General features: G+C 44.5%; 20 protein-coding genes. 8 read left to right on the forward strand and 12 right to left on the reverse strand.

Annotated elements, in window-relative coordinates; all coding sequences use genetic code 11:
• Positions 1 to 27 precede the first annotated feature (27 nt).
• The 5 genes from ACBR23_RS00255 to ACBR23_RS00275 all read right to left on the reverse strand — a co-directional run bounded on the left by ACBR23_RS00255 (position 28) and on the right by ACBR23_RS00275 (position 2,197).
• Entirely contained in the window at positions 28 to 372 is a 345-nt protein-coding gene (locus ACBR23_RS00255) for a hypothetical protein (protein WP_371118314.1), read from the reverse strand.
• 48 nt (positions 373 to 420) lie between these two features.
• Positions 421 to 597, reverse strand: a complete 177-nt coding sequence (locus tag ACBR23_RS00260) for a DUF3226 domain-containing protein (RefSeq protein WP_371118315.1) — start codon at positions 595 to 597, stop codon at positions 421 to 423.
• Positions 548 to 874: an ATP/GTP-binding protein gene (locus tag ACBR23_RS00265; RefSeq protein ID WP_371118316.1), complete on the reverse strand. Its 327-nt coding sequence runs from the start codon at positions 872 to 874 to the stop codon at positions 548 to 550. Before ACBR23_RS00265 ends, ACBR23_RS00260 begins: the two co-directional genes overlap by 50 nt.
• A 44-nt stretch (positions 875 to 918) precedes the next feature.
• Positions 919 to 1,524: a Uma2 family endonuclease gene (locus ACBR23_RS00270; RefSeq protein WP_371115782.1), complete on the reverse strand. Its 606-nt coding sequence runs from the start codon at positions 1,522 to 1,524 to the stop codon at positions 919 to 921.
• Between the two features lie 64 nt (positions 1,525 to 1,588).
• The gene (locus ACBR23_RS00275) at positions 1,589 to 2,197 is read right to left on the reverse strand and encodes a Uma2 family endonuclease (RefSeq protein ID WP_371118317.1); all 609 of its coding nucleotides are present in this window, start codon (positions 2,195 to 2,197) and stop codon (positions 1,589 to 1,591) included.
• A gap of 78 nt (positions 2,198 to 2,275) precedes the next feature.
• On the opposite strand from ACBR23_RS00275, the gene ACBR23_RS00280 reads away from it, so the two are divergent.
• Together ACBR23_RS00280 and ACBR23_RS00285 are read left to right on the forward strand one after the other, a co-directional pair.
• A complete protein-coding gene (locus ACBR23_RS00280) occupies positions 2,276 to 3,568 on the forward strand; it encodes a ribonuclease D (protein WP_371118318.1) in 1,293 nt (430 codons plus the stop codon).
• Between the two features lie 365 nt (positions 3,569 to 3,933).
• Entirely contained in the window at positions 3,934 to 5,580 is a 1,647-nt protein-coding gene (locus tag ACBR23_RS00285) for a calcium-binding protein (protein ID WP_371120841.1), read from the forward strand.
• Between the two features lie 71 nt (positions 5,581 to 5,651).
• Here the strand turns inward: ACBR23_RS00285 and ACBR23_RS00290 are convergent, their stop codons facing one another.
• Positions 5,652 to 6,014, reverse strand: coding sequence for a hypothetical protein (locus ACBR23_RS00290; RefSeq protein WP_341735790.1), 363 nt, complete (start codon positions 6,012 to 6,014; stop codon positions 5,652 to 5,654).
• A gap of 376 nt (positions 6,015 to 6,390) precedes the next feature.
• Between ACBR23_RS00290 and ACBR23_RS00295 the strand changes: the two genes are divergently transcribed.
• Positions 6,391 to 7,233 carry a photosystem II manganese-stabilizing polypeptide gene (locus ACBR23_RS00295; protein ID WP_341735791.1) on the forward strand — a complete coding sequence of 281 codons (843 nt, stop codon included), beginning with the start codon at positions 6,391 to 6,393 and terminating at the stop codon, positions 7,231 to 7,233.
• Positions 7,234 to 7,673: 440 nt separating this feature from the next.
• Complete coding sequence (locus ACBR23_RS00300; RefSeq protein ID WP_341731437.1) at positions 7,674 to 8,447, forward strand: RNA polymerase sigma factor SigF; 774 nt, start codon at positions 7,674 to 7,676, stop codon at positions 8,445 to 8,447.
• Between the two features lie 192 nt (positions 8,448 to 8,639).
• Here ACBR23_RS00300 and ACBR23_RS00305 read toward each other — a convergent pair whose 3' ends face one another.
• Positions 8,640 to 9,806, reverse strand: a complete 1,167-nt coding sequence (locus tag ACBR23_RS00305; protein WP_371118320.1) for a pyridoxal phosphate-dependent aminotransferase — start codon at positions 9,804 to 9,806, stop codon at positions 8,640 to 8,642.
• Positions 9,807 to 10,044: 238 nt separating this feature from the next.
• Here ACBR23_RS00305 and ACBR23_RS00310 point away from each other — a divergent pair, with 238 nt between their 5' ends.
• The 3 genes from ACBR23_RS00310 (at position 10,045) to ACBR23_RS00320 (ending at position 14,296) form a co-directional block, all read left to right on the forward strand.
• Positions 10,045 to 10,557, forward strand: coding sequence for an adenine phosphoribosyltransferase (locus tag ACBR23_RS00310; RefSeq protein WP_371115787.1), 513 nt, complete (start codon positions 10,045 to 10,047; stop codon positions 10,555 to 10,557).
• Between the two features lie 209 nt (positions 10,558 to 10,766).
• Positions 10,767 to 11,807 (forward strand): ABC transporter permease, encoded by a 1,041-nt coding sequence (locus tag ACBR23_RS00315; protein ID WP_371115788.1) that lies wholly within the window; start codon positions 10,767 to 10,769, stop codon positions 11,805 to 11,807.
• Positions 11,804 to 14,296, forward strand: coding sequence for an ATP-binding protein (locus tag ACBR23_RS00320; RefSeq protein WP_371118321.1), 2,493 nt, complete (start codon positions 11,804 to 11,806; stop codon positions 14,294 to 14,296). Before ACBR23_RS00315 ends, ACBR23_RS00320 begins: the two co-directional genes overlap by 4 nt.
• 230 nt (positions 14,297 to 14,526) lie before the next feature.
• On the opposite strand, the gene ACBR23_RS00325 is transcribed toward ACBR23_RS00320, so the two are convergent.
• The 3 genes from ACBR23_RS00325 to ACBR23_RS00335 all read right to left on the reverse strand — a co-directional run bounded on the left by ACBR23_RS00325 (position 14,527) and on the right by ACBR23_RS00335 (position 19,519).
• Entirely contained in the window at positions 14,527 to 16,545 is a 2,019-nt protein-coding gene (locus tag ACBR23_RS00325) for an ABC transporter transmembrane domain-containing protein (protein WP_371118322.1), read from the reverse strand.
• Positions 16,546 to 16,928: 383 nt separating this feature from the next.
• Positions 16,929 to 17,411 (reverse strand): FxLYD domain-containing protein, encoded by a 483-nt coding sequence (locus ACBR23_RS00330; protein ID WP_371118323.1) that lies wholly within the window; start codon positions 17,409 to 17,411, stop codon positions 16,929 to 16,931.
• A 425-nt stretch (positions 17,412 to 17,836) separates the two neighbouring features.
• Positions 17,837 to 19,519, reverse strand: coding sequence for a flavin monoamine oxidase family protein (locus tag ACBR23_RS00335; protein ID WP_371118324.1), 1,683 nt, complete (start codon positions 19,517 to 19,519; stop codon positions 17,837 to 17,839).
• Between the two features lie 97 nt (positions 19,520 to 19,616).
• On the opposite strand from ACBR23_RS00335, the gene ACBR23_RS00340 reads away from it, so the two are divergent.
• Positions 19,617 to 20,531, forward strand: coding sequence for a PPC domain-containing protein (locus tag ACBR23_RS00340; protein ID WP_371118325.1), 915 nt, complete (start codon positions 19,617 to 19,619; stop codon positions 20,529 to 20,531).
• A gap of 79 nt (positions 20,532 to 20,610) precedes the next feature.
• On the opposite strand, the gene ACBR23_RS00345 is transcribed toward ACBR23_RS00340, so the two are convergent.
• The gene (locus ACBR23_RS00345; RefSeq protein ID WP_371115794.1) at positions 20,611 to 22,119 is read right to left on the reverse strand and encodes a DNA-processing protein DprA; all 1,509 of its coding nucleotides are present in this window, start codon (positions 22,117 to 22,119) and stop codon (positions 20,611 to 20,613) included.
• Between the two features lie 4 nt (positions 22,120 to 22,123).
• Complete coding sequence (locus ACBR23_RS00350) at positions 22,124 to 24,265, reverse strand: RecQ family ATP-dependent DNA helicase (RefSeq protein ID WP_371121352.1); 2,142 nt, start codon at positions 24,263 to 24,265, stop codon at positions 22,124 to 22,126.
• Between the last annotated feature and the right edge of the window lie 51 nt (positions 24,266 to 24,316).

The following is a 24,316-nucleotide window of genomic DNA, read 5'->3' on the forward strand; positions in this document are numbered from 1 at the left end:
ATATGATTGGCAATTCAATACTCTTAACTAACTCTCTTCTTCCAAATACTGTATAACACTTTGCAAATCTTCCAATCCTCGGTTCAATCGGTTAAGCATAGCTTCCCCCATTTCACTATCAAAGTTAAGTTTAGAATTTTGCAAAGCTAACTCTTGAATTGCCTCTAGCCATAATGACAGCGGTACATTGCGAACAGCTTTCCGTAAGCCCATATTTGCCAATACTGCGAGATGAAAACCTGTTAAATTTTGTCCCCCATAGTTATAGAAACCATTCCATAGTTCTAGCTTTTCGGGAGTGTAGGCATCGTACTGATCGAAGGTGATTGGTGTCGGATTGAGTTGAGGTTGTGGTAGTGGTGGTGTATCCATAGGTTTTTACCTTTGAGATTATGATCTATATTACTAGCTAATTACTCGCTAGGGAGTAAATGGACTTAAGCAGGCGATTATTCCACTATCTGAACCACATTGATATATACCAAAAGTCTCAGGAACATTATGAGCTTTGCATAAAGCCATAACAACATGGCAATCATTATCTCCTTCAACAAGTAAAACTCGATCTGTATCTTGCTTGCAAACACTGTTCTCCAATAGGAGGTAATTTATGACCGTGGAAAAGATGTCGCACAGAATTACTGATAAAATTTTGGGAATGTGGCTGAGCTTCACTAAACCAAGTCTCTTGCCTTGACTTTAGAAGGTCAAGCAGGACTATAGCGGAAGCATTGCTGGTATAGAGTTCTAATGCTTCAAGAAATGTACTCTTTCCAGAATTATTCTTGCCAACTATCAGGTTGACACGACCCAGCTTTCTAACTTCAAGGTGTTTAAATAGCCTAAAGTTGTCTATATGAAAGGACTCTAGCATAAAATATTCCTATACTTTTTTTAACTAGCTTATATCATATTTGATTAAAAACCCAATTTCTGAAATAACTCGGCAATCGCCAGACTAAAGCCGGGGACGATTTCTTCGCCATCTAGGGAGTCAATGGACTTAAGCAGGCGATCGGGTTCTTCGGACGATCGATACACCAAAACATACTTTTCTTTAGGGTTAATCACCCAAACTAAACGCGATCCATTGTCAAAATATTCTACGAGTTTATTGTGAATTTCTTCGACTGTATTACTAGGAGAAAGGATCTCTACGGCAAGATCCGGCGCACCTTCGAGGAAGCCATCGGGGAGTTCATCTAGCCCTTGCAGGCGTTCTTTTGCCATGAATGAAACATCAGGCGATCGCTTATTTCCTGATTTCATTTTGAAAGCGGTGCTGGAATCGAACATAGCGCCTAATTTTTGCGTAGATACGCAGTTAAACAAGGCAGCACTCAAAATAACGGCAACATAACCGTGTTTGGCACTCCTGTTTCCCGTATCAATTAGTTCTCCATTTACAATTTCGTAGCGGTGTCCATCTCGGTTGAGTGCCATGAATTCGGCATCAGTCCATACTTTTTCCTCTGCTGGTGTTTCAAGTTGAGTTGGCGCTGGGTGTTGAATTAGAGTAACCATAGCTTTCTCCTAAACTTCTATTTCTAGTTAAACATCATTCATTTCAAATTTCAACCAGTCGCCCTTAAAAGTTAATGCGGCGGTAGACTTCGGACATCGGAAGTTCTATATTTAAGCTGTGCAGGACGATCGCGCGATCGAGCCCATCATAGACTTGCCATTGCCAGCGATCGCCCGACGGGCGATCGCAATTGTAATACTGCTCAATATATGGTTCAGTCTGACTAACCAGCAGATATTCACAAAAACTGGGAAGAGAGCGATACTTTCTGAACTTCTCAACTCTGTCGTAAGCTTCCGTAGAGGGCGAAAGAACTTCGACAATCAGTAAAGGGTTGAGAATTTCATCCGTGCGATCGGCATTGAATTCTGGTTCGCCATTCACTACCATCAAATCAGTGTAAGTTCCGCGCTGATATTCGGGAATCCAAACCCGCAAATCACTGTTATACAAGCGAAAATCTGTGTCTCTGAGCAAAAATCCCAAATAAATTAACAAGTTACAAGCGATCGCGCTGTGGACTTCTGAACCTCCTGAGATAGTGATAATCTCCCCGTTGCAGTATTCGTGACGTTCTTCAGCAGTTTCCTCCATCGCCCGGTATTCATCTAGAGTGAAACGAGTCTTGGTCGGTTCTGGAAGAATGGGCGGTTTGGTTGAAGCAATCACCACGATCGCACCTCCTAAATAATTAGACCTCTTTTTGATATTATAATCATATCATCAAATTAATAGCTAAAATCTCTAAAAATGCCTTATTTAACAGTAGCTAACGACATCAAAGCGCTCATCGCTAAATTTGCCCAATCTAGAATCCTGTGGATTGATACAGAAATAGCAGATTATATGTCTAACCCCAAATTGTCTCTGATTCAGGTATTAGCTGACTCCAGAGACTTGACTGGCGATGCTACTTTTCTACTCGACCTCTTGGATAGACCAGAATTAGTCAAAGAATTCATAGACAAAATCATGGTCAATCCCAATATTGAAAAAGTGATGCACAATGCTAACTATGACATCAGATTTTTGGGAAATGATGATGCCCAAAATATCACTTGCACCTTAAATATGGCGAGAAAAATTCCTTATTATATTCTACCATTGCCCGATCGCAAATTGAAGACTTTAATAGAAAAAATTTGTAATATTAATTATGTAGATAAAACAGAACAGGGGAGTGATTGGGGAAAGCGTCCCCTGACAGAAAAGCAGGTAGAATATGCCAAGATGGATGTGGTGTATTTAGCGAGAGTCCATTGCCACCTGCTAGAAATATTTCACAAATCTTATCCAGATCCAGCCAGTGAAAACTTGACTGCATTGGGGGAGAAATATCAGAATATAGAAGCTCGGTGGAAACCGCTAGATTCAGAATTTGCTGAGGTGAAAGAACGAATTAAAACTGGGATGGTGGCCCAAAAACTGAAAGACAGTGCTTATTTTGAGCTATCCAGTTCGATCGCGATGAAAGTAGATTTTATGACGCTGGCCAATCTGACACAAGCTGAGAGGATTGAGTTGCATTTTCCGGTGACACTGACGAAGGAAATTCAAAGACAGTTAGGGCAACTGATTGAGCATCCATCTTTGGAAGTAGAAGAGGTGCAGAGTTGGCGGTTGCTTTTTAACGCACAGCAGCGAAGAAAATCAACTAATCAAATTGCGCCACGACCTGTGAGTGATGATTTAATAGTGTTGGGGGAAAGGTACAAGGAAATTTTACCTGAATGGAAATTCTTGGATTCCGAAGTTGACCATTTAAAAGAGCGTGTTAAAAAAGCAATGATGGCGCAAAACAAGGGAAACACTCCTCATTTTAAGCTGTCGAGTTCTTGTTTGATGAAAGTAGATTTTGCGAGTTTGGCAAGACTGGTACAATCTGTGGGAATTGAGTTGGACTTTAGGGTGACGCTGACTCAATATATCCAAAAACGGTTAGGGGAAGCTATTAATCAAATTGATGTGCAAATTGAGTATATTACCAGTTGGCGCATGAGGGCTAAGACGGTGGAAGATGAAGATGAGGAAATTCCGTTTTGAATGGACATATCCCATAATTATTGTGGGGGGTAGGGGTGAGGCATCTAACTAGCCCTTAACAAACAGTGTTTTTGCTAGAGGTCTAATGTTCTTTTAGGGCCCAGACAACTTCTGGGAAGTTGAGGATTTGGGTATTTGCCGATCGCACTTCCCGACAATGGCAAAAATTATCTATGCTAACGTAGGCAAGCGATAATGCTTGGTGTTAAAGGCGATCGACCTAATTTAAGAAAGTGGCGGGGGAACTCCGTCACTCAAAAAAGCCTTTGCAAAAAAGGAAAAAGAAGCCTGCGGTCTAACTGTACTCAGTTGACCGTCAGGTTTGTTCACAACAAATTATTTGATTGAGGAGCAGTGTATCCCCTATGGCAAACCTAATCGGCACAGACAGCAATGATTTTCTGCTCGGAACTCCCCAAGGCGATCGCATTCGTGGCTTAGATGGCGATGACACGCTCTTGGGTGCCGCAGGAGATGACACCCTAGAGGGCGATAGTGGCAACGACCAAATCATTGGAGGCGATGGAGCCGATTCGCTGTTTGGTGGTGAAGGAAACGATGAACTCATTGGCAGCCAAGGCCGTGATACCGTCAGCGGTGGCAACGGCGATGACTCCATTCGCGGCGGTTTGGGCAACGACATCCTCGATGGCAACGACGGTAGCGACACCGTGTTTGGAGACGCTGGCGACGACTTAGTTCGTGGCAACGCAGGCTTGGATGTGATTGCTGGCGGTACTGGCAACGACACTCTCACCGGCGGTGATGGCGACGATTCGGTATTTGGGAATGGTGATGACGACTTTCTCTACGGAGATGCCGGCGATGATTCTCTCAACGGCGGTAGTGGTAGCGATCAATTATTTGGCGGTGATGGCAAGGACTACTTCAGAGGTGAAGATGGCAACGACACTTTATACGGTGGTGCCGGTACCGATTCGCTCTACGGAGACGGTGGTAATGACCAGATATTTGGCGGCAAGGGTAACGATACAGTCGTTGGCGGCACTGGTTCCGATACCATGCGGGGCGATGAAGGCGAAGATTTGCTACAGGGAGGTGAAGATAATGATTTCCTGTTTGGTGGCAAAGGTCGCGATATTCTTGACGGTGGTTTTGGGGATGATTCCTTGGCTGGTGGCCTGGGTGACGATACACTTTTGGGCGGTTTTGGCAATGACAATTTATTTGGGGCAGAGGGTAATGACTGTTTGAGCGGAGGTGAGGGTTCAGATACCCTGACTGGTGGAAGTGGCAGTGATATATTTGTGCTGGGAGCAGGGCCTGGCAGTCTGGCTTTAATTACTGATTACAACGAGGCCGAAGATTTCTTTGGACTGCCGACTAATTTATCTTTTACTGACTTGGCAATTACCCAAGGCAACGGTTCAAACCGGAGGGATACAGTAATTACGACAAAGAAGGACGGGAAACTGTTGGCAATTTTGACAGACACTCCGGCGGGTTTAATTGAGGCTACTGATTTTGTATCTGTGACTGGGACGGTTCCTGTCAGACCAACAACAACTACAGTTACAACTACCGTTACCACTACAATTACAGATCCGACTGCTCCGACTCCGACTCCGACTCCAACTCCGACTCCGACTCCGACTCCAACTCCGACTCCAACTCCGACTCCGACTCCGACTCCGACTCCGACTCCGACTCCGACAACGGCGACAACTCCGACTCCGACAACAACGACAACGGCGACAACTCCGACTCCGACAACAACGACAACTCCGACTCCGACAACGGCGACAACTCCGACTCCGACAACAGCGACAACTCCGACTCCGACAACAACGACAACTCCGACTCCGACAACGGCGACAACTCCGACTCCGACGGCTTCGAGGATTCCTTCTCCCCCGACAATTAACCTGCCCGATTCTCCTTTGCTGACGATTAGTTCGATCGGCCCAACACCTACCCCCGGCCAGACACCGATATTTCCCTCGATGCTGCCGAGTCCGATACCCGTACCTCCTACACCTTTCGGATTTTAGGTGAGATGCGATCGCGGGAGCTAGTTATGAGTTATGAGTTAATTTAAAACTCATAACTCATACCCTCAAAACTATTTAAGAGCTTGCGAATTCTCAGCCGATTCACCATCAGACTCGGCTGGAGAATCTTCTAGCAGAGATAGTTCTTCCGTGTAGCCTAAGAGCTCGCGCAGTTTCATCCGGTGGATGTAAGGCCAGCCACCATTGGCCTCTATATTCCTGAGCAGTTTATACAGTGCTTGGCGGTTTTCGGGAAAAGACGCTTGAAACAAACCGTCCCGAATTTCTCGGTGCGAACTTTCCAGTGTCCGCAGCAAAGCCAAAAGCAGCACACTGTCTTCCTGACAACTTTCGGCTAAAGTCCGAATCGCCTCTGTCAGGGATTGCAGTTGAGACTGCAACTTTCCTGACTCTAAATCTTTGCCGTTGTCCATACCGCTGCTTCCTTTGAAATCTACAAAGCGTTTGTGCCCAACCTGAGTATCAGCAGACTAATCGAGCTAGTCGCGATCGCCATTCGGGGTCATAAGCAACCTAACTTAAGTAGGTTGACCTAGGCAATATTAATTTGTAGTCTAAGTCAAGAAAAGAGCACAACCCGTCGTACCATGTGTATTGTGCTACGATCCGTAGATTTTGAGAAATCCTAAGTTATGGCTTAATTTCGCCGTACTCGCTCGACTTTTTGAGTCTAAGCCGGTGAGGGCTTTCGGATGGTTGGACTGGCATAGCCTGCTCGCGAGCAATTATATTTTGCTCGAAGTAGGGTTTTTTCTTAATATAATCCGATGTTGGATATTGAGGTTTGGAATGAAATATCGTTCTTTAATTGTGGCACTTTTAGCATTTTGCATGAGTGCACTGGTTGCTTGTTCTTCTGCTCCTGATACAACGGTGGCGACTACGGAGTTACTCACCTACGACCAGATTAGAGGTACTGGATTGGCAAATAACTGCCCTAGCTTGGCAGAAACTTCTCGCGGCTCGATCGCCATTGAAGCGGGTGCTACCTATAAGCTCACTGGTTTGTGTTTGCAGCCCACCACTTATTTTGTTAAGGAAGAACCAGCAAATAAACGCCAAGAGGCAGAATTTGTACCTGGAAAATTGCTGACACGGTTCACGTCTAGCATTGACCAAGTTCAAGGTACTCTCAAGGTTGGTACTGACGGAACTCTGACTTTTACAGAAGAAGACGGCTTGGACTTTCAAGCAATTACGATTCAGTTACCCGGTGGAGAACAAGTACCTTTCTTGTTCACCATTAAAGAGTTAGTTGCTAGTTCCGACCCCGGAGTAGTTGCTATCAATACTTCCACAGATTTGCAAGGGACTTTCAACGTTCCTTCTTACCGCAGCGCTGGCTTTTTAGACCCTAAAGGTCGTGGCGTTGCTACTGGCTATGACAATGCTGTAGCCCTTCCTGCTTCTGACAATTCCAAGCGTGTGCGGGCTAATGTTAAGTTAGCTGATACCAGCACCAAGGCGGGTAAAATTTCTCTCCAAGTTGCTAAAGTAGACAACACCACCGGAGAAGTTGGCGGTATTTTTGAAAGCATACAGCCTTCTGATACAGATTTGGGAGCTAGACCTGCTTTGGATGTAAAAATCCGTGGCATCTTTTATGCTCGCATTGAGCCTTCTGTATCCTAGAATTTGACTGGACGGTCGATCGCACGCTTAGTAGTTTCTTACTCTAAAGATACTACTCTTTATTGATTAGCCAACAGTAGGAAGGAATGTAACTGAGGACTGTTGACTAATCAATAAATTTATGATTTGATTATTATTGTTTGTGGGTTGTAAAATTTTATTTTTTAATTAATTAAAGTATTGCATTAAAACAAATTTTCACTTACAATATCCAGTGGAAAAAATCCGAAAAATTATATTTGTAAGACCCTACGGGTAAAATCATACCCGCGCAGGACTCCACCAAATCACTGCACCTTGGCCAAGCTCAACAGATGTGTCGGCTGTCACAGCTATCAAGTGCTAGGATTACACCAATTAAATAGGAATTTTTTAGACTAGATTAGAAATCTACATCTAAGGCCAAATCACTGCTCTGCTCTACCAACCCCTATGCCACTATGTCTACCACAGTCCCAAACGAACTAAAAACCGAAAACTTGCAATTGTTGCGCGAGTACCAAAGTTCTGCATCCAACGAAGTCCGCAATCAGTTAGTTAAACTCAATATCGGATTGGTGAGAAAAGAAGTTCACCACTGGCTCAACCAGTGCGGGGAAAGCTACGACGACTTGCTGCAAGTTGGGTGTATTGGTTTGATCAGAGCCATTGAGCGGTTTGATTTATCCAAGGGACACGCCTTTAGTTCCTTTGCAATTCCCTACATCCGGGGGGAAATTCAGCACTATCTACGGGATAAAAGCCCTTCGGTGCGAGTTCCGAGACACTGGTTATCGCTCGAACGCAAATCTGTATCAGTGATTAAGGATTTGCAAGTGCAGTTCAACCGAAATCCTACAGATGCGGAAGTTGCCGCGGTGTTGGAAGTTTCTGTGGAAGAATGGCGAGAAATTAAGCTGGCCCACCTCAACCGGGCACCTCTGAGCTTGGATGCGCCGGTGCAAGATGAAAATGAGGGGACTACTTGTCTGGGAGCATTGGTGCCCGATAGCAAGTATCGCAGCTTTCAGTTGGCTCAAGAAGACCAAATTCGGGTACAGCAAGCTTTGTCTATGTTGGAACAACGAACTCGTGAGATATTGGAGTTTGTTTTTCTTTATGATTTGACGCAGAAGGAAACGGCTGAACGCTTGGGTATTAGTGCGGTGACTGTTTCTCGGCGTGTTAAGAAGGGGCTGGATTTGCTCAAAGAGATTATGACTAAACAACTGTAGTTATTGGTTATTGGTCAGTGGTCATTGGTCAGTGGTCATTGGTCATTGTTCATTGTTCATTGGTCATTGGTCATTGGTCATTGGTCATTGGGAACAAATAACAAACAACAAATAACAAATAACAAACAACAAATAACAAACAACAAACAACAAACAACAAACAACAAATAACCACTGACTACTAACGAATTTTTAGACGTGGCGGATAAATTTATCCAGCCTTTCCACAGCTTTTTTGATTGTGCCTAAATCGGTGGCGTAAGACAAGCGAATGTGGTCATCTGCACCAAAAGCAATACCGGGAATAACTGCTACTTTTTGCTGTTCTAATAAACCTTCGGAAAATTCTAGAGAAGTCATGCCAGTTTTGCTGATATTGACAAACATATAGAAAGCACCGTCGGGTTTGGTGCAGCTAATTCCGGGGATAGCATCGAGTAATTCAAATATTACTTCACGGCGCTCGGCAAAAGCCAGACGCATTTTTTCCACGGATTCTTGGCTGCTTTCCAAAGCTGCGATCGCCCCGTACTGTGCAAAGGTACACACGTTTGAGGTACTATGTCCTTGAACGGTACTGGTAGCTTTGATTAATTCGAGCGGTCCGGCCAAATAGCCAACTCGCCAGCCAGTCATGGAGTAAGCTTTAGCAAAACCGCTACTGATGATGGTGCGATCGAATATTTCTTTGCCTAGGGAACCGATGCTGACGTGTTGGGCTCCGTCGTATATAATTTTTTCGTAAATTTCGTCCGAAACGACTAAGATATCTGTCTCGACTATTACCTCTGCTAGTGCTTTGATTTCCGCGGGAGTATACACCATTCCCGTAGGGTTAGATGGCGAATTGAGGACAAATAACTTGGTGCGGGGGGTAATGGCTTGACGCAGTTGTTCCGGGGTGATTTTATATCCCGTAGAAGCATCAGTCTGGACAATTACTGGCTTACCGCTGGCTAGTTTGACCATTTCTGGATAACTCAGCCAGTAGGGAGCAGGGATAATTACTTCGTCTCCCTGCTCAATCAGAGCCATCATCAGATTATACAGAGAATGCTTACCACCGTTGCTGACAATGATATTCTCAGGTTGATAGTGGAGGTTGTTATCGTCGCGGAGTTTACGGGCGATCGCAGCTTTTAACTCCGGTTCGCCAGCGGCTGGACCATACTTAGTTTTACCACTGTCTAAAGCTTGCTTTGCCGCTGCTTTAATGTGTTCTGGGGTATCAAAATCTGGTTCTCCTGTACTCAAACTACAGACATCAATCCCCTCGGCCTTCATGGCTTTTGCCTTAGCTGCGATCGCTAAGGTAATGGAAGGAGGAACTTCGCCCACTCGTGCTGCCAACTTGATCATTGGATTTTAGATATGAGATTTTTGACTTTAGATCTTAGGGCGAAAAATCTGAATATTCAACCCTGTTGTTAGGAAATTATGACATTTCCTTGGATGGTAGGTACTGTTTTAACCAATTCAAAAATAAAACGCTAAAAAGTTATTAGTTTTATTTTTTATTTTTAGTTTCTAATTTTTGACATTATTGGTGTACCATTTTTGATGCCTTGTTACTCTTAACCCCCCACTTTACAAGCTTATGGATCTCAAATCTCTGATTCGCGATATTCCTGATTTCCCAAAGCCGGGAATCATGTTTCGAGATATTACAACTTTGTTGCGAAACCCCCAAGGACTGAGCTATATCATTGACAGTTTAGCCGAAAAATGCTCTGCAATGTCTCCTGACTATGTGGTGGGTATGGAATCGCGGGGCTTTATATTTGGGACTCCTTTGGCTTATAAAATGGGATTGGGCTTTGTTCCCGTCCGCAAGCCAGGGAAATTGCCATCAGCGGTTTATTTCGCTGAGTATGAGTTGGAGTATGGTAGCGATCGACTGGAAATGCACCAAGATGCGATGACACCGGGTAGTAGGGTGCTAGTGGTGGACGATTTAATCGCCACTGGGGGGACAGCCGCTGCAACGGCTAAGCTGTTAGAGCAAGCTGGCTGCGAACTGGTAGGTTTTGCTTTTGTAATTGAATTGCAGGCTTTGGGCGGCAGACAGAAATTGCCCGATGTACCAATTGTGACGCTAGTTGAGTATTAGTATGTTGACTGTTAACTGTTAACTGTTGACGGTTGACTGTTAACTGTTGACTGTTGACTGTTAACTGTTAACTTTTGAATAAAGACTTTTTAACCGCAGAGGCCGCAGAGGACACAGAGGAAGAGAGTCAGAGCAGAGAGAGATGCATTATTCCGATACTAACGGATTTGAGCTCATTCACACATCTAAATTCTAAATTCTAAAATGCTATGACTTCTATTAAGTTTCACGAAAATTTACGAGTGTTGAGTTCTCTGTTTGGCAGTGAGACATTTATCTATGTTTTCAAGAGACTGTTACAGGCTCTGTTAACGCTATTTTTAGCATCAATTCTTTGTTTTGCAATTATTGAACTTGCACCGGGAAATTACTTGGATACTTTGAGCCAAAATCCGAAGATTTCGCGAGAAACACTTAAACAACTCGAACAACAATTTGGCTTAGATAAACCTGCTTTTGTCCAGTATTGGCTGTGGTTGCAACAAATTGTAACGCGGGGGAATTTTGGTACGAGTTTTGTGTATCAGCGATCGGTGGCTTCTCTGTTGTGGGAAAGGGTACCGGCGACGCTGTTAATGGCGATCGCCTCTTTGATTGTAACTTGGGCGATCGCTATTCCCTTGGGAATCATCGCCGCTGTCAATCAAAATCGGACAGTCGATCGCGTTTTGCAAGTAGTCAGCTACACAGGACAAGGATTTCCCAGCTTTATCATGGCTTTGCTGCTGCTATTTTTTGCCCAGAATACTTCGCCTCTGTTTCCAGTAGGAGGAATGACCAGTATTGACCACGCGGACTTACCTTTTTGGGGACAAATCATGGATTACGGCTGGCACTTAATTTTGCCCACAGTCGCCTTGAGCCTGACGGGTTTTGCAGGTTTGCAAAGATTGATGCGGGGACAATTATTGGATGTACTGCGTCAAGATTATATCAGAACAGCACGGGCTAAAGGTTTGCCAGAAAATCGCGTAATTTATATTCATGCTCTACGGAATGCGGTCAATCCATTGATTACGTTGTTGGGTTTTGAGTTTGCTAGTTTGTTGAGTGGTGCGTTTATTGCGGAACTTTTTTTTAATTGGCCTGGTTTGGGAAAGCTGGCTTTGGATGCTGTGACTAATCAAGATTTGTATTTAGTCATGGCAACTTTGATGATGGGTTCTGCGATGTTGATTGTTGGTAATTTGTTGGCTGATTTGTTGCTGAAGGCGATCGATCCGAGGATTCGGTTGGAAGATTTGAAATGAGAGAATTAACCACGAATCGCGATCCGGTTTCCATACCAGCCTTACCTCGGAGTCTTTCTTCACCAGAAACCTGGGGGTTTGGCTTTAGTGGGTTGCTTTTATGGTTAGGGACTGCGCCTGCAATGAATGCTGCCCTAGGTCCCCAGGCGATTTGGGTTTGGTTTCCCGGAACAATCATTGGTATGATGCTCAACCTGCAAGTTAAGCGGTTAGGAACCTATTTCCCAGATGTCGCTGGGGGGACCCCAAACTATACTACCCGCTTGCTCCACCATTTCCCAAACTTGGCTCGCTATGGGGCGATCGGCTACTTGCTGGGCTGGGTATCTGTTCCACCCATGAATGCGATTATTCTGACCGATTTAATTAAGGTGAATCTGGCTCCACTGGGCATTACTTGTCCAGAAACCCTACTCAGAATTGGGTTTACCGTGCTGCCCTTTATCGTTGCTTTTAGTGGAACTCGCACCCTAGGGATTTTGCACTCTTTTTTTATATTTCCGGCGATCGGGTTTCTCCTCACCTTTTGTCTTCAAGGCATAGGTTGGTTAAGTTTGACTCCCACTAGCCCAGGGCTACTGCCGGATCTGGGAGTAGGCATTTCTGCGATCGATTGGATGAAATGGTTCTTTATCGCCGTCTATGCGGTTTATGGTTGCGAGAGTGCTTCTTCCTTTGTGGCCGATAGCTGCCAACCCCGTGTTACCCTCCGGTGCTTGCAGGTAACGACTGGATTGATTCCGATCGTCTATCTCGGTGGATCGTGGGTTTTAATGCGGTTAGCCACAGATCCCGGCTTAGGGGATAGCGCCTATCTCAATCTAGTGGCAGCAACACACCCCTTCTGGGGCGCATTCGCCCCCGCCCTGGTCACCTTTCTGATTACGTCAGGATGTCTCCTCAGCTCTGCTACGGCTGTTTCTAACAGTCCCCGGATTTTGTATCAGTTAGCCAAAGATGGCTACTTACCGCCCGTATTTGCCGTGCTGTCTCGCCGAGGAGTGCTCGAACCCAGTTTATTTTTTACCCTCGGGCTGAGTCTCATTTGCCTGGGGTGGGGCGATGTCGCACGGGTGGTGATGGTGGCGGGCACCGGCTACCTGAGTTCGATGATGGCAATTCACTTAGGTGAGTGGGTCAGTCGGCGACTACCAGAAGCTCGATGGCCTTGGTTGTCCCTGGGTTTTTTTGGCATGGAAGCGACTGTGTTGGTGGTGGGCGGCTTGGCATGGGGCTGGGAGGACTTAGCCATTGGTTTACTCTTACCTTGGCTGATTGGCGTGGCGGGCACTCGATTACCTCGCCTGAATTTCTCCCTATTCCATCCCGATGGGTGGATGCAACGTTACGATCGGCAATCTCATACTGGCACAACAGATTGGTTGGCATTTCAGGTAACAATATTAATTGGCTTATTGTGCAGTGCGGTGAGTATTGGCTGGTGGGTGAGAGCGGGTTTAGATCGGGTGGGTGTGGGGCAATATGTGCCGTTGTTTAGCATTTTGTTAGTGACGGTGGCTTTTGTGGGAGTGGCGATCGCCTCTTGGACCAGTCTGCCCCAAATTGCTGCTATTACTGAAGCGCGAGAGCAGGTGGAACGCACTCTGCTGGAGTTGCAACAGGCCCAAATGCAACTGGTTCAGGCAGAAAAAATGTCGAGTTTAGGGCAGTTAGTGGCTGGGGTGGCCCATGAAATCAATAACCCCGTTAATTTCATTCATGGGAATTTGACCTATTTGGGGGAGTACACTCAGAATCTGATGGATCTGATTCAACTTTATCAGCAGCAGAACCCAAATACGTCCCCTGATATTCAAGCTCTGGTGGATGACATCGATTTAGAATTTTTGCAGACAGACTTACCGAAAATACTGGATTCGATGAAGATTGGCACCGATCGCATTCGTCAGATTGTACTCTCATTACGCAACTTCTCCCGCCTTGAGGAAGCTGATTTTAAAACCGTCGATATTCACGAAGGGATTGACAGTACCCTCGTGATTTTGGGAAATCGCCTCAAAGCCAGAGGCGATTTCCCAGAGATTAAGGTAATTAAGGATTACAACCTCCTCCTACCTTACGCTGAGTGCTACCCTGGACAACTGAACCAGGTGTTGATGAATATTCTGGCAAATGCGATCGATGCCCTCGAAGAAAGCGGTAGTGAGAAAACCTATGAGCAACTGGAAGCTAATCCGGGGGAGATTAGGATTCGCACGTCACCGATCGATGCTGAGTGGATAGAAATTGCGATCGCTGATAACGGTGTTGGTATGTCCGAACAGATTCAGCAACGCATTTTCGATCCGTTTTTTACCACCAAGCCTGTGGGAAAAGGGACTGGTATGGGGATGTCTATCAGTTATCAAATCATCACGGAAAAACATGGTGGTAAGCTCAATTGTTTTTCTGCGATCGGGAAAGGAACTGAGTTCGTGATTCAGATTCCCCTACGCCAACAAGTTCCTAACTTAAAAATGGGACACTAGCAAGCATCCTAATTTGTTTTTTAAGCCTTGCTGTAAAGAATGAACAGTGGGTTATAACTGAGTCATCTCCTTTAGGGTTGGATCGGATTTTTTTACCGCAGAGAGCGCAGAGGACACAGAGGAAGAGCAGAGTGAGAATTACTAATTACTAATCAGTAATAACTGATGACACTCTGTTTGGATAAAACCACGGTTTCTTGGGCGGAGTCGATCGGTCCTATTTACTTTAACTAACTGAATTGCTGAGCATAATAACCAGCATAACGCTCGCCTTTTTCTAGCAATTCCTCATGGGTTCCTGACTCCATAACTCTCCCTTTTTCCAAAACTAAGATTCTGTCGGCTTTCCGCACAGTTGCCAAACGGTGGGCGATAATAAATACAGTCCTGTCTTGCATCAATCTTTCTAATGCTTCCTGCACCAAAGCTTCTGATTCGGAATCTAAGGCTGATGTCGCTTCATCCAGGATGAGAATTCGCGGATTTAGCAACACTGCACGGGCGATCGCAATTCTTTGTTTTTGACCACCAGATAAATTTACACCCCTTTCCCCAACCCAAGTTTGATAGCCGTCGGGAAAATCACTAATAAATTGATGGGCGTTGGCAATTTGCGCCGCTTTTTCCACATCTTTGAGTTCGTAATAAGAGCGCCCAAAGGCAATATTTTGAGCAATTGTCCCGGAAAATAAAATAGTTTCCTGGGGTACAATCCCGATTTGCTGCCGCAGCGTATTTAATGTCACATCTTGAATATTAATCCCATCAATTAAAATTTCTCCAGCTTGCGGATCGTAAAATCTGGGTAACAAGTTTACTAAAGTAGTTTTCCCCGCACCGGATGCGCCCACAAGCGCAATCATTTCTCCCGGAAGTGCCAGTAAACTCATATTTTGTAAAATGGGAACCCCCCCTTGCCCCCCCTTATTAAGGGGGGGTTGAGGCTGTTTTACCCCCTTATTAAGGGCGGATTGAGGCTGTTTTACCCCCTGATCGAGGGCGGATTGAGGCTGTTTTACCCCCTGATCGAGGGCGGATTGAGGCTGTTTTACCCCCTTTTCAAGGGGGGATTGAGGCTGTTTTACCCCCTGATCGAGGGCGGATTGAGGCTGTTTTATCCCCTTTTCAAGGGGGGATTGAGGCTGTTTTAATCCCTGATCGAGGGCGGGTTGAGGTTGTTTTACCCCCTGATCGAGGGCGGGTTGAAGGGGGTAGGCAAAATTAATGTTGCGGTATTCGACTTTTCCCGTAACATGGGGAAGTTCGATCGCCCCAGGCTTTTCGACTATGGTGGGTACAATTGCTAATAGCTCAAAAATGCGATCGCTAGAAGCCTCTCCCTGCTTGAAATCACCGTAATTAGCAGTAGTAATGGCGATCGGATCGATTAACAGCGCTACTCCCGCGATGTAACTAATAAATTGAATACCTGTGAGATTTCCTTGAGCAATTTGCCAACCTCCCAGGAAAAACAACAAAATCACGCTAATTGCTTCGAGAAAGCCCACTACTACGAACTGAAGTGCTTTTACTCGTTCTGATAAATATTTAGCACGACGATTTTGTTCCGCTGCTTCTGTAAAGCGAGAAATTTCATATTCTTCGGCTACAAAAGCTTTGATTAAACGAATACCGCTGAATACTTCTGTTAGCAAAGCTGATAAGTCAGAGATCCGATTTTGACTTTCTCGTGAATAACTGAGCAGTTTCTCTCCAAACCAGCTAATTAATAGTGCCATCAGCGGTGCAATGATTAATGCACCTAAAGTTAATTGCCAGTTGAGATAAATCATATATCCCATTACCACAATTAGCTGTAAAATGCAAGGGATAAACTGATGGAAAAATTTATTTATGACTTCGCCAATGCGGTCAATATCTTCAGTGAGGCGATAGGATAAATCTCCCGTTTTTGCAGTTTCAAAATAGCCAAGATTCAGTAATTGCAGGTGTGCGTAAACTTTTTTGCGAATTTCTAAAGTAATGGTCAAAGCTGCTTTTGCCATCAGCGTATCTTGACCGTACTGAACTGTTCCCCGAATCAGAAATATAATGGCACTGAGTGCGGCAATTTGGGCGAATCCTTTTAAATCTCCTTTACCTATAAATTTTGCTGTTTCGCCAACCAGCCACGCTATAATCGGCCAACAGACAGTAAATACTAAGGTACAAGCTAATGCTTTACCGATGGTTTGCTTTTGGGGACGGAGGTAGGGTAGGATTTGCCAATAAGTCGATCGCGTTTTCAAGATATTTTACCTCTGCAAGTTATGTTTCTAGAGATATAGCAATCCTAAATCATTTGTGAAATTTCTCTCTTACCCCCTCCCCTTAGTAATATCAAATCCGGTAACATCGGAATTATTCATCTCTCTTATCTCCCTCTGTGTTCTCTGCGTTCTCTGTGGTTAAATCATTCCGATGCAGCCGGAAACGATATAAGGGGAGGGTTGGGGTGGGGTAAAAACTTTACGACTCCTGCAAGGATTGCTATATATGAGCCAAAATATAATACCAGCGATCGCGCAAATATAGAAAATCTTTCTTTACAGAAAGCGTCCAGGCGACGCAATTTTTGTCCAGCCGGAGTTGCTGTTAATTATTAAATAATTCAATTATTCCAGTCTCCAATCTAAAATTTAAAATCAACATGAGTTGCGACTACCTTCGCCCCCGCTATCACTTCTCCCCGAAAAATAGCGGACTTTCCCGGTTCCACAGCAACTGGTTGAACCGAGATAAATCCGTTGTCTATGAGATTGTCTGACTCATCCAAAACTTCATAATTGACTTTGATATTTTGGACAACTTTACAGCTTTGATTGACAATTTTACCACTTAAAAAATTGCCCTCATAATTTACATTAGTAATCAAAATAGACTTGGCTATATTGGAACCGCTAATACAACTTTGGGAAGTTCTTGATGCTGGTTTTTGCTCGCACAAGTTACCTAAATCTACGGTTTTGCCATCGGGAGTTTTCATGTAGCAAAAAGGTTCATCAATTTCCCGATTTTGAGCCAGAGGAGTTGGGGTATTCGCCAGTAAAGATTTAGCTGATGTCAGCATTGCCAGTAGAATTGAGAATGCGATTATGCCAGGTAAGTTTGTCATTGATTTTCCCACACAAATTGGGAGTAGTCAGGGCGAAGCATTTCGGCAGATAAGTTATATCAATTCCGGTTGTATCGGAATGATTTAACCGCGAAGGCGCGAAGTACGCGAAGCAAGAGAAGAGAGAGTTTAATACAGGACGATGAAGAGAGGATTTTATATAATATCAAATCATCTCTTCATCGGAATAGTAAATTCGAGTTCACTGTTCACTGTTCACTGTCAACCGTCAACCGTAAACCGTCAACTGTCAACCGTCAACTGTCAACCGTCAACTGTCAACATCACCTGACGGTGTAACCGGAAATGATATTATTGGTTAAAAGGAAAGATTTACGGCCGGAATGCTTCGCCCCTACAAAATCGGGATGCTCCCGGAATGCTTAGCCCCTACGAATATATTTGGAAAACACAGATGCACCCAATCATATTTTAGTCCTTGCTCCCGGAACTTTTCGACTAGGCCTACGAGTTTTCAAACTACTAGCTGAACGAGTATTCAAAGCATTAGCAGAACTTGTCAAACCTAAATCTTGCAAAATTTCCAAAGCTGCTCTTTGTCCAGTTTCGCAACCACCTTCCATATAGCCTTGATTTTCTAGGGAGGTGTGTTCCCCTGCAAAATATAAATTGCCAACTTTTTCGCCTTCAACGCCGTGCATTTGCGTCCATTGTCCGACTAAGTAGCAAGAATAGGAACCTTTAAAATAACGTTCTCCAGACCAAAAAGCTCGCACAGCTTTACCCGATCGCAAATCTTTCACTCCGGGGAAAACTTTTTCAAATTGTCCCAAGAATTTTTTGGCTTGATCTTCAGGAATGCCACTACCGATCGCCAAACCCTGTTTGCCTCCTGTAAAATTAGTAACTAAGGCATTAGGCGTAGGAGCAAAAGGTGTAGCTTCCCAACAATTTTGGAATCCTAAATCTGTAAACACAGAAGCCGTGGATTTATAAAGTTCCCGCCAGAGACGGCTGCGGTAGCCCGTAACTAACTTAGAATTAGTACCGTAGCCCAATTGCTCGATCGCCCGTCGTTTCGGTTGAGGTAAAGGCACATTGATATTAACATCTCGCAGAGTGCTGAAGGGCAAAGTTAACAAAACTCGCTCATAAGTGCGATCGAATGCACTTTGTCCCGATCGCAAACTTACCCGATAACGGCCATCCGGCAAAATATTAATCGCTTCCAAAACAGTCCCTGCTTCGATGGAACCAGACAATTGACCAGCCAAACCATTGACAATTTGACTGTTGCCACCCTCAATTTGATAGCGCTCATCACTGTCACCATACAACTGAAAACTATCAGCCTCAGAAGCAATTAAAAACAGCAAATTTAAGGCAGACTGTTCGTCCACATCTAGACCATATTCCGTAGTGTAAGCAATGCGGAGTAACTGCTTAACAATGACGCTAGTATCTACACTATCTAAATATTCAGCGATGGAAAGATTGTCTACTCTTTCGGCTGTTTCCGTAAAATCTTGATAGTCAAGGTTATTGCCAATTCCCCGCAAATCAGCCCTAATTTTACTAGCAATAGGCGCAAAATCGGTGATTAATTGTTCCATAGAAAATCGCCGTCCTTGCAAGAAAAAGGTATCCTTGACCAATCCCGTCTGCGCCTGAGCTAAATCGATCGCCCGCAAACCCAATTCCGTCGCCAGGGAAATCAAAGTAGTGTGGCCACTATCAATATATTCTCCTCCCACATCCGCCGAAATCAAAGTTCCAGCCACCTTGGGAATAGTGCGTATCCGCCCCCCCACGCGGTTAGTTGCCTCGATGATATCGGCACGTACACCCCCTTGACGCAAGCGATAGGCCGCCGTCAAACCCGCAATTCCCGCGCCGACAACCAAAATGGGCGATCGACCTTGCTGTTGAGCAAAAGCCCCCTCTCCCTCCCGCGTCAAAGTCGCAGCAGCCAGCGCCGCCCCCGTCGCCAAACCCCCCCGTAGCAATCCGCGCCGAGATATGGGAAAATTGGAAGTGCGATCTGTGAGCATCCCCAGCAGTTCATCAGCCGGAATACCCGTTGCCATTGACTTCTGGGCAATTATCGAAGCGCGGCGCAGCATTGCCATCAGTGCAGATTTAGCCATAACCTAGACACCTTCACAAAAATTTGATATGAACTGGATTATTGATTAAATGTGATTATCCACTTTCCAGGTTAAGTGTACATAGATTGTTATAAAAATGCTAACCCTCAGAACTCTTTTCGATCGCAAATTTTACCTCGAAAACAACCCCGATGTTGCTGTAGCCGTCGCCAGAGGCACGGTATCGAGTCCCTTCGATCACTACCAAAAGATTGGCAAATTTGAAAATCGCGACCCCAATCCGCTATTTGATGCCAGCTATTATTTAGAAACAAACACGGATGTAGCCGTATCAGGAGAAAAAAATAAATTTTCTGGTGCCGATCATTTTATTGCCTACGGTCAATTTGAGCGTCGAAGTCCCAACCCTTTATTTGATGTTAGTTTTTACCTAAGCAGTAACCCCGACGTTCAAAGAGTAGTTCAAACCAATCAAGTTACAGCCTTTGAACACTTTCTGAAAATCGGTCAAACAGAAATTCGCAAACCCAGTCCTTTCTTCGATCCAGCATTTTATTTAGCCAAGTATCCGCTGGTAGCAGCAGCAGTGAGAAATGGGGTGGTTAAAAGTGCGATCGAGCACTACATTCAATTTGGTCAAGCCGAAGGACTTTTGGGTACATTACCAGATGTTGCTGATAATTTAAGTGTTGCTAAAAACCTAGATATTCTCACAGGAACTAAAAATTTAAATGATTTTGTAGGTGCTGCGGAACCAACGGATATTTATAGTTTTGTATTGAATACTCCTAGTCTTTTCAGTGCAACTCTGGATGGTTTGAGTGCAGATGCAGACCTAGAATTAATTCAGGATATCAACGGTCAAGGCGCAGTGGGATTGAGTGGTATTATTGCTTCGTCTAATAATTTAGGTACGGCTGCGGAACAGATTGTGAGTAATGGGGCTTTGCCTGCTGGTACTTATTTTCTGCGCGTTTCTCAATTTGAAGGTGATACAAATTATAACTTGACATTGACATCGGCTCCTTCCATAACACCGTCACAAAATTAAGGAGTTTATCGATTTTAGATGGGAAATTTTCGGTAGATAATTGAATGATTTACCCCACGGAAGTTGGAGTCACATTGGGTTATGCACTTTCATTTAACAAAGACAATAAAGCTCCTTGTTGATTGGCTACATAAGCCACTGGCTTATTAGTTTTGATTACCTTACCTTCTGCTACTGCTTTTTTTAACCACAGCCGCATTTGCCCTATTTGAACATCCAGAAGTTCCGCTATAGATTTATCATCTAACGGTTGCTCTAAATGACTGAGAATGAACGGTAAAACTGCTTCGTAAATATCTATGGGAGGGTATTCGACTGCTTGTGTGTTCCTGTGTGCGTTAATCGAAGATATCCCGTAGGGAATCGCATCTTGTGAAGTTCCCTTAGATGCAACATCTTTTTCCTCTGGGGCTGACGCTTCCACTTCTGTTTCTGCGAGTACAATCTCCACTCCAGAGTTTGAAAGCGATTGATTTACCACAATCTCCGATGTTAATGAGTGTGTCACTTCCACATCTGTAACTACCACTTCAATTTCTAACAGCGAATCTTGCGGTTGTTGGTTTTCCCTCGCATCAGCAGATTTAGAAAAATTGGCTGATGCTTCAGTTGCCATCGAGCCAAATTCCGATCTAGATTCCTCCCTAATTTTCCTTAAAATTCCCCTTAATGAACTACCAGGTATAAATGGAAATGGCAAAGGTTGTGCTCCCCGTTTCAGCAGTTGGCGATTGCCTTCTGGTACGGCATCATCTATCCGCACAAAAACAGGCACATCTTTTATCTTTTCTAAGGCTTCTATTGCACCAGCCCAAGTACCGCCCGTACCTCCCGAACAACTTACTACAAGGGCGCGATCGGCTAAGGCATAAATATATTTGTTTCGCCCCATCGCATTGCCAACATTAAAACCAGCATTCGGATCGCAAGCAGATACTAAAGTCAGCCTACCTTCTTTAATGCCAGCGCGATATTTTCCAGCCACAGAAGAAGCTGCCAAACTGTCAGCCAGTACGCCAACAGCCGTTCCTCCCGCTTCCAGCGCGCTTAACATTGCCGCAGTATCTACCCCGCGCGCACCACCGGAAACTACCTGCATTGCTTCTTGGGCGCAAGCCTGTGCAATTTTCTGAGTGCGATCGAGTCCTTCTGCATCAACATGGCGAGAACCAACAATAGCTAATCCTCCCTGAGATAGCAATTTTATCTTGCCAATTCCATAGAGAATTGCTGGTGCTAAATGTTGCAATATTTGCTTGAGGCGCTTGGGATATTGAGAGTCACTTCTTCCCAATATCCACAGCCCTTGATTTGTCCATTTTTCAACAGCTAAACTCAGCATTACCCCCCGTTCTAATAAAGCCGAAACCCTGTAAAAATCAAGGTTATTTGCCGGATTATTTTGTAATAGGTTTAAGCAATTTGGAGTTAGCAAATCCTCTGGGCGCATCTGATTTTCGCGCAGCCAACCAGCCAAAGAATTATATTCGCTAAGCGTTAGGGGCTGTGGTTCTGTTTGCCGATTTTGCCCGAAGCTAGCGCACAAGAGTAAAATTGCTTGAGTATCTGGCGGTAGTACGTGATTCATATATCTAATCGGCGAGAGAGTTGAGGGATAATGCTATAGGAAAAACTGACCCGCTACCAGCTTGACGTAAAAGTGCTGCAATGACTGTAAAAGTCCACCGGGAATCTACCATATCGTCAACTAAGAAAACTGTTCCTTTGATTCCTTCCCAAGTATCGATCGCAAATGCACCATCCAAATTATGAGCTTGCTTATAACTGTTATTCATTTCTTTTTGAGCTCGTGTTTGACGAATTTTCCGAATAACTGGCTGAAATGGCAAATTTAATCTATCTGCCAGTTGTTGAGCAAAATTAGGCACTAAGTCGGGACGATTTAAAGAAGGTACGCAAGTCACCCAAGTCGGAAACGGTTCAGGTTGCCAGCGCTGAATCATTTCAAAAGCGCCCTCAACCAGTGCGTCACTAAAATTATTATCTTGATACTTACCTAGTTTAACTAATTCTCCCCAACCTGCGTCACCCCATAAAGACAGCGCCTTGCCGGATTCTGCTATTAAATTAGGTTTAATTTTTCCAGAAAAACCGTAAGTTGGCAATGCTTTTCCTGGAGGCCATTGTTTCCGGGGTTCGATAATGCGATCGCACCGTCGCAGGTACTGGATTGCTTGATTTACCGTTTCCATAGAAGGGGTTTCTAGCAGTAAAGGTTGACCCAAACACACCGCACATTTGCCACAGTTAGTTGGATTGGGATCATCTAATTCTCTTGCGATAAAAGCCATGAGGCATTGTTGGTTTTCGCCCATATATTCTCGCATTCTGTCTTGTTCTTGGCGGCGAATTTGCGTTAAACGTTCGATTTTATCAGTGTCTGGCTGATAGTCAACTGGGGTAGCATACCACTTGGAATTTTGCTTGATTACCGGGGCTGGTGATTCGAGAGACAGCAGTTTTAAAACTTTCTCAATTTGCCCTTTACACAAATTTATTTCTTGCTCTAACTGGGGAACAGATAAGCCGTTATCTGCTTGGTTAAGCGCGATTAAAACTTCCTGCGTATGGGCTTGTGGAGGAAAAGCTGTTCTGATAAAATAGTTGGTAATGTCGTCATCTTCATCGCCGCTTAAAAGGATACCATAGGCTTGTTCTACGGCTCTACCCGCTCGCCCTACTTGTTGATAATAATGAACGACCGAACCGGGACGCTGGTAATGAATGACAAATCCTAAATCGGGTTTGTCAAAACCCATTCCTAAAGCTACAGTTGCAACTAAGACTTTGATTTCGTTGTTAAGAAGTTTGTCCTCTAAAGCTTCCCTATCGCTATCTTTATTCTCGCTATTTTCCCGATCGCTATTGTTCTTTTCGTTATTTTTCCTGCTGTGATAAGCTTTAGCATTAATTCCTTGCTCTGTTAACCAGTCGGCAACCCGTTCGGCATCTTTGACAGTTAGGGTGTAAATAATTCCGCTTCCCGGTAGCTTGGGCAATTGTTCTGCTAACCATGCCATTCTTGCTGCTGAACTTCCAAGAGCGATATTTTGGAGTTGCAAGCTTTCTCTGATTAATTTTCCTCTGATGACGCGGAGATTTGCACTTAATTGCTCGACAATATCGTTGACAACTCGGTTGTTAGCTGTAGCAGTTGTGGCTAAAACTGGTATGTTTTGAGGAAGGGATTGCAAAATTCGGACAATCCGCCGATAATCTGGTCGAAAGTCATGTCCCCAGTCGGAAATGCAGTGGGCTTCATCGACGACAAATAGCCCAATTTTCTGAGAAATTGGTAACAGAATGGTGTTTGTAAAGTCTTCATTTGCGAGTCTTTCGGGGGAAATTAAGAGAACATCGACTTGTCCTGCTAGCAACTGATTTTTTACGAGTTGCCATTCGTCGGTATTGCTGGAGTTAATTGTTGCTGCTTTAATGCCAATTCGTTCGGCAGCGACAATTTGGTTTCGCATCAGAGCGAGCAGGGGTGAAATCAAGATCGTGGGGCCCGCTCCTCTATCTCGTAGCAGCCCAGTTGCGAGAAAATAGACTAAGCTTTTGCCCCAACCTGTACGCTCTACTACCAGGAGTTTCGATCGCTCTTCAATTAAAGAGGCGATCGCTTCCCACTGTCCCTCACGAAAGTCAGCTTGTGTATTATTCAATGCCCTCTGGAGAAGCGATCGCGCCCTATCTTTCAATTCCAATATCATATCCGTAACCTTTTGGTCAAAGGTGCTTAATTTTTAATCATTAAAAAATCA

The organism is Microcoleus sp., assembly GCF_041354475.1.
Taxonomy (GTDB): Bacteria; Cyanobacteriota; Cyanobacteriia; order Cyanobacteriales; family Microcoleaceae; genus Microcoleus.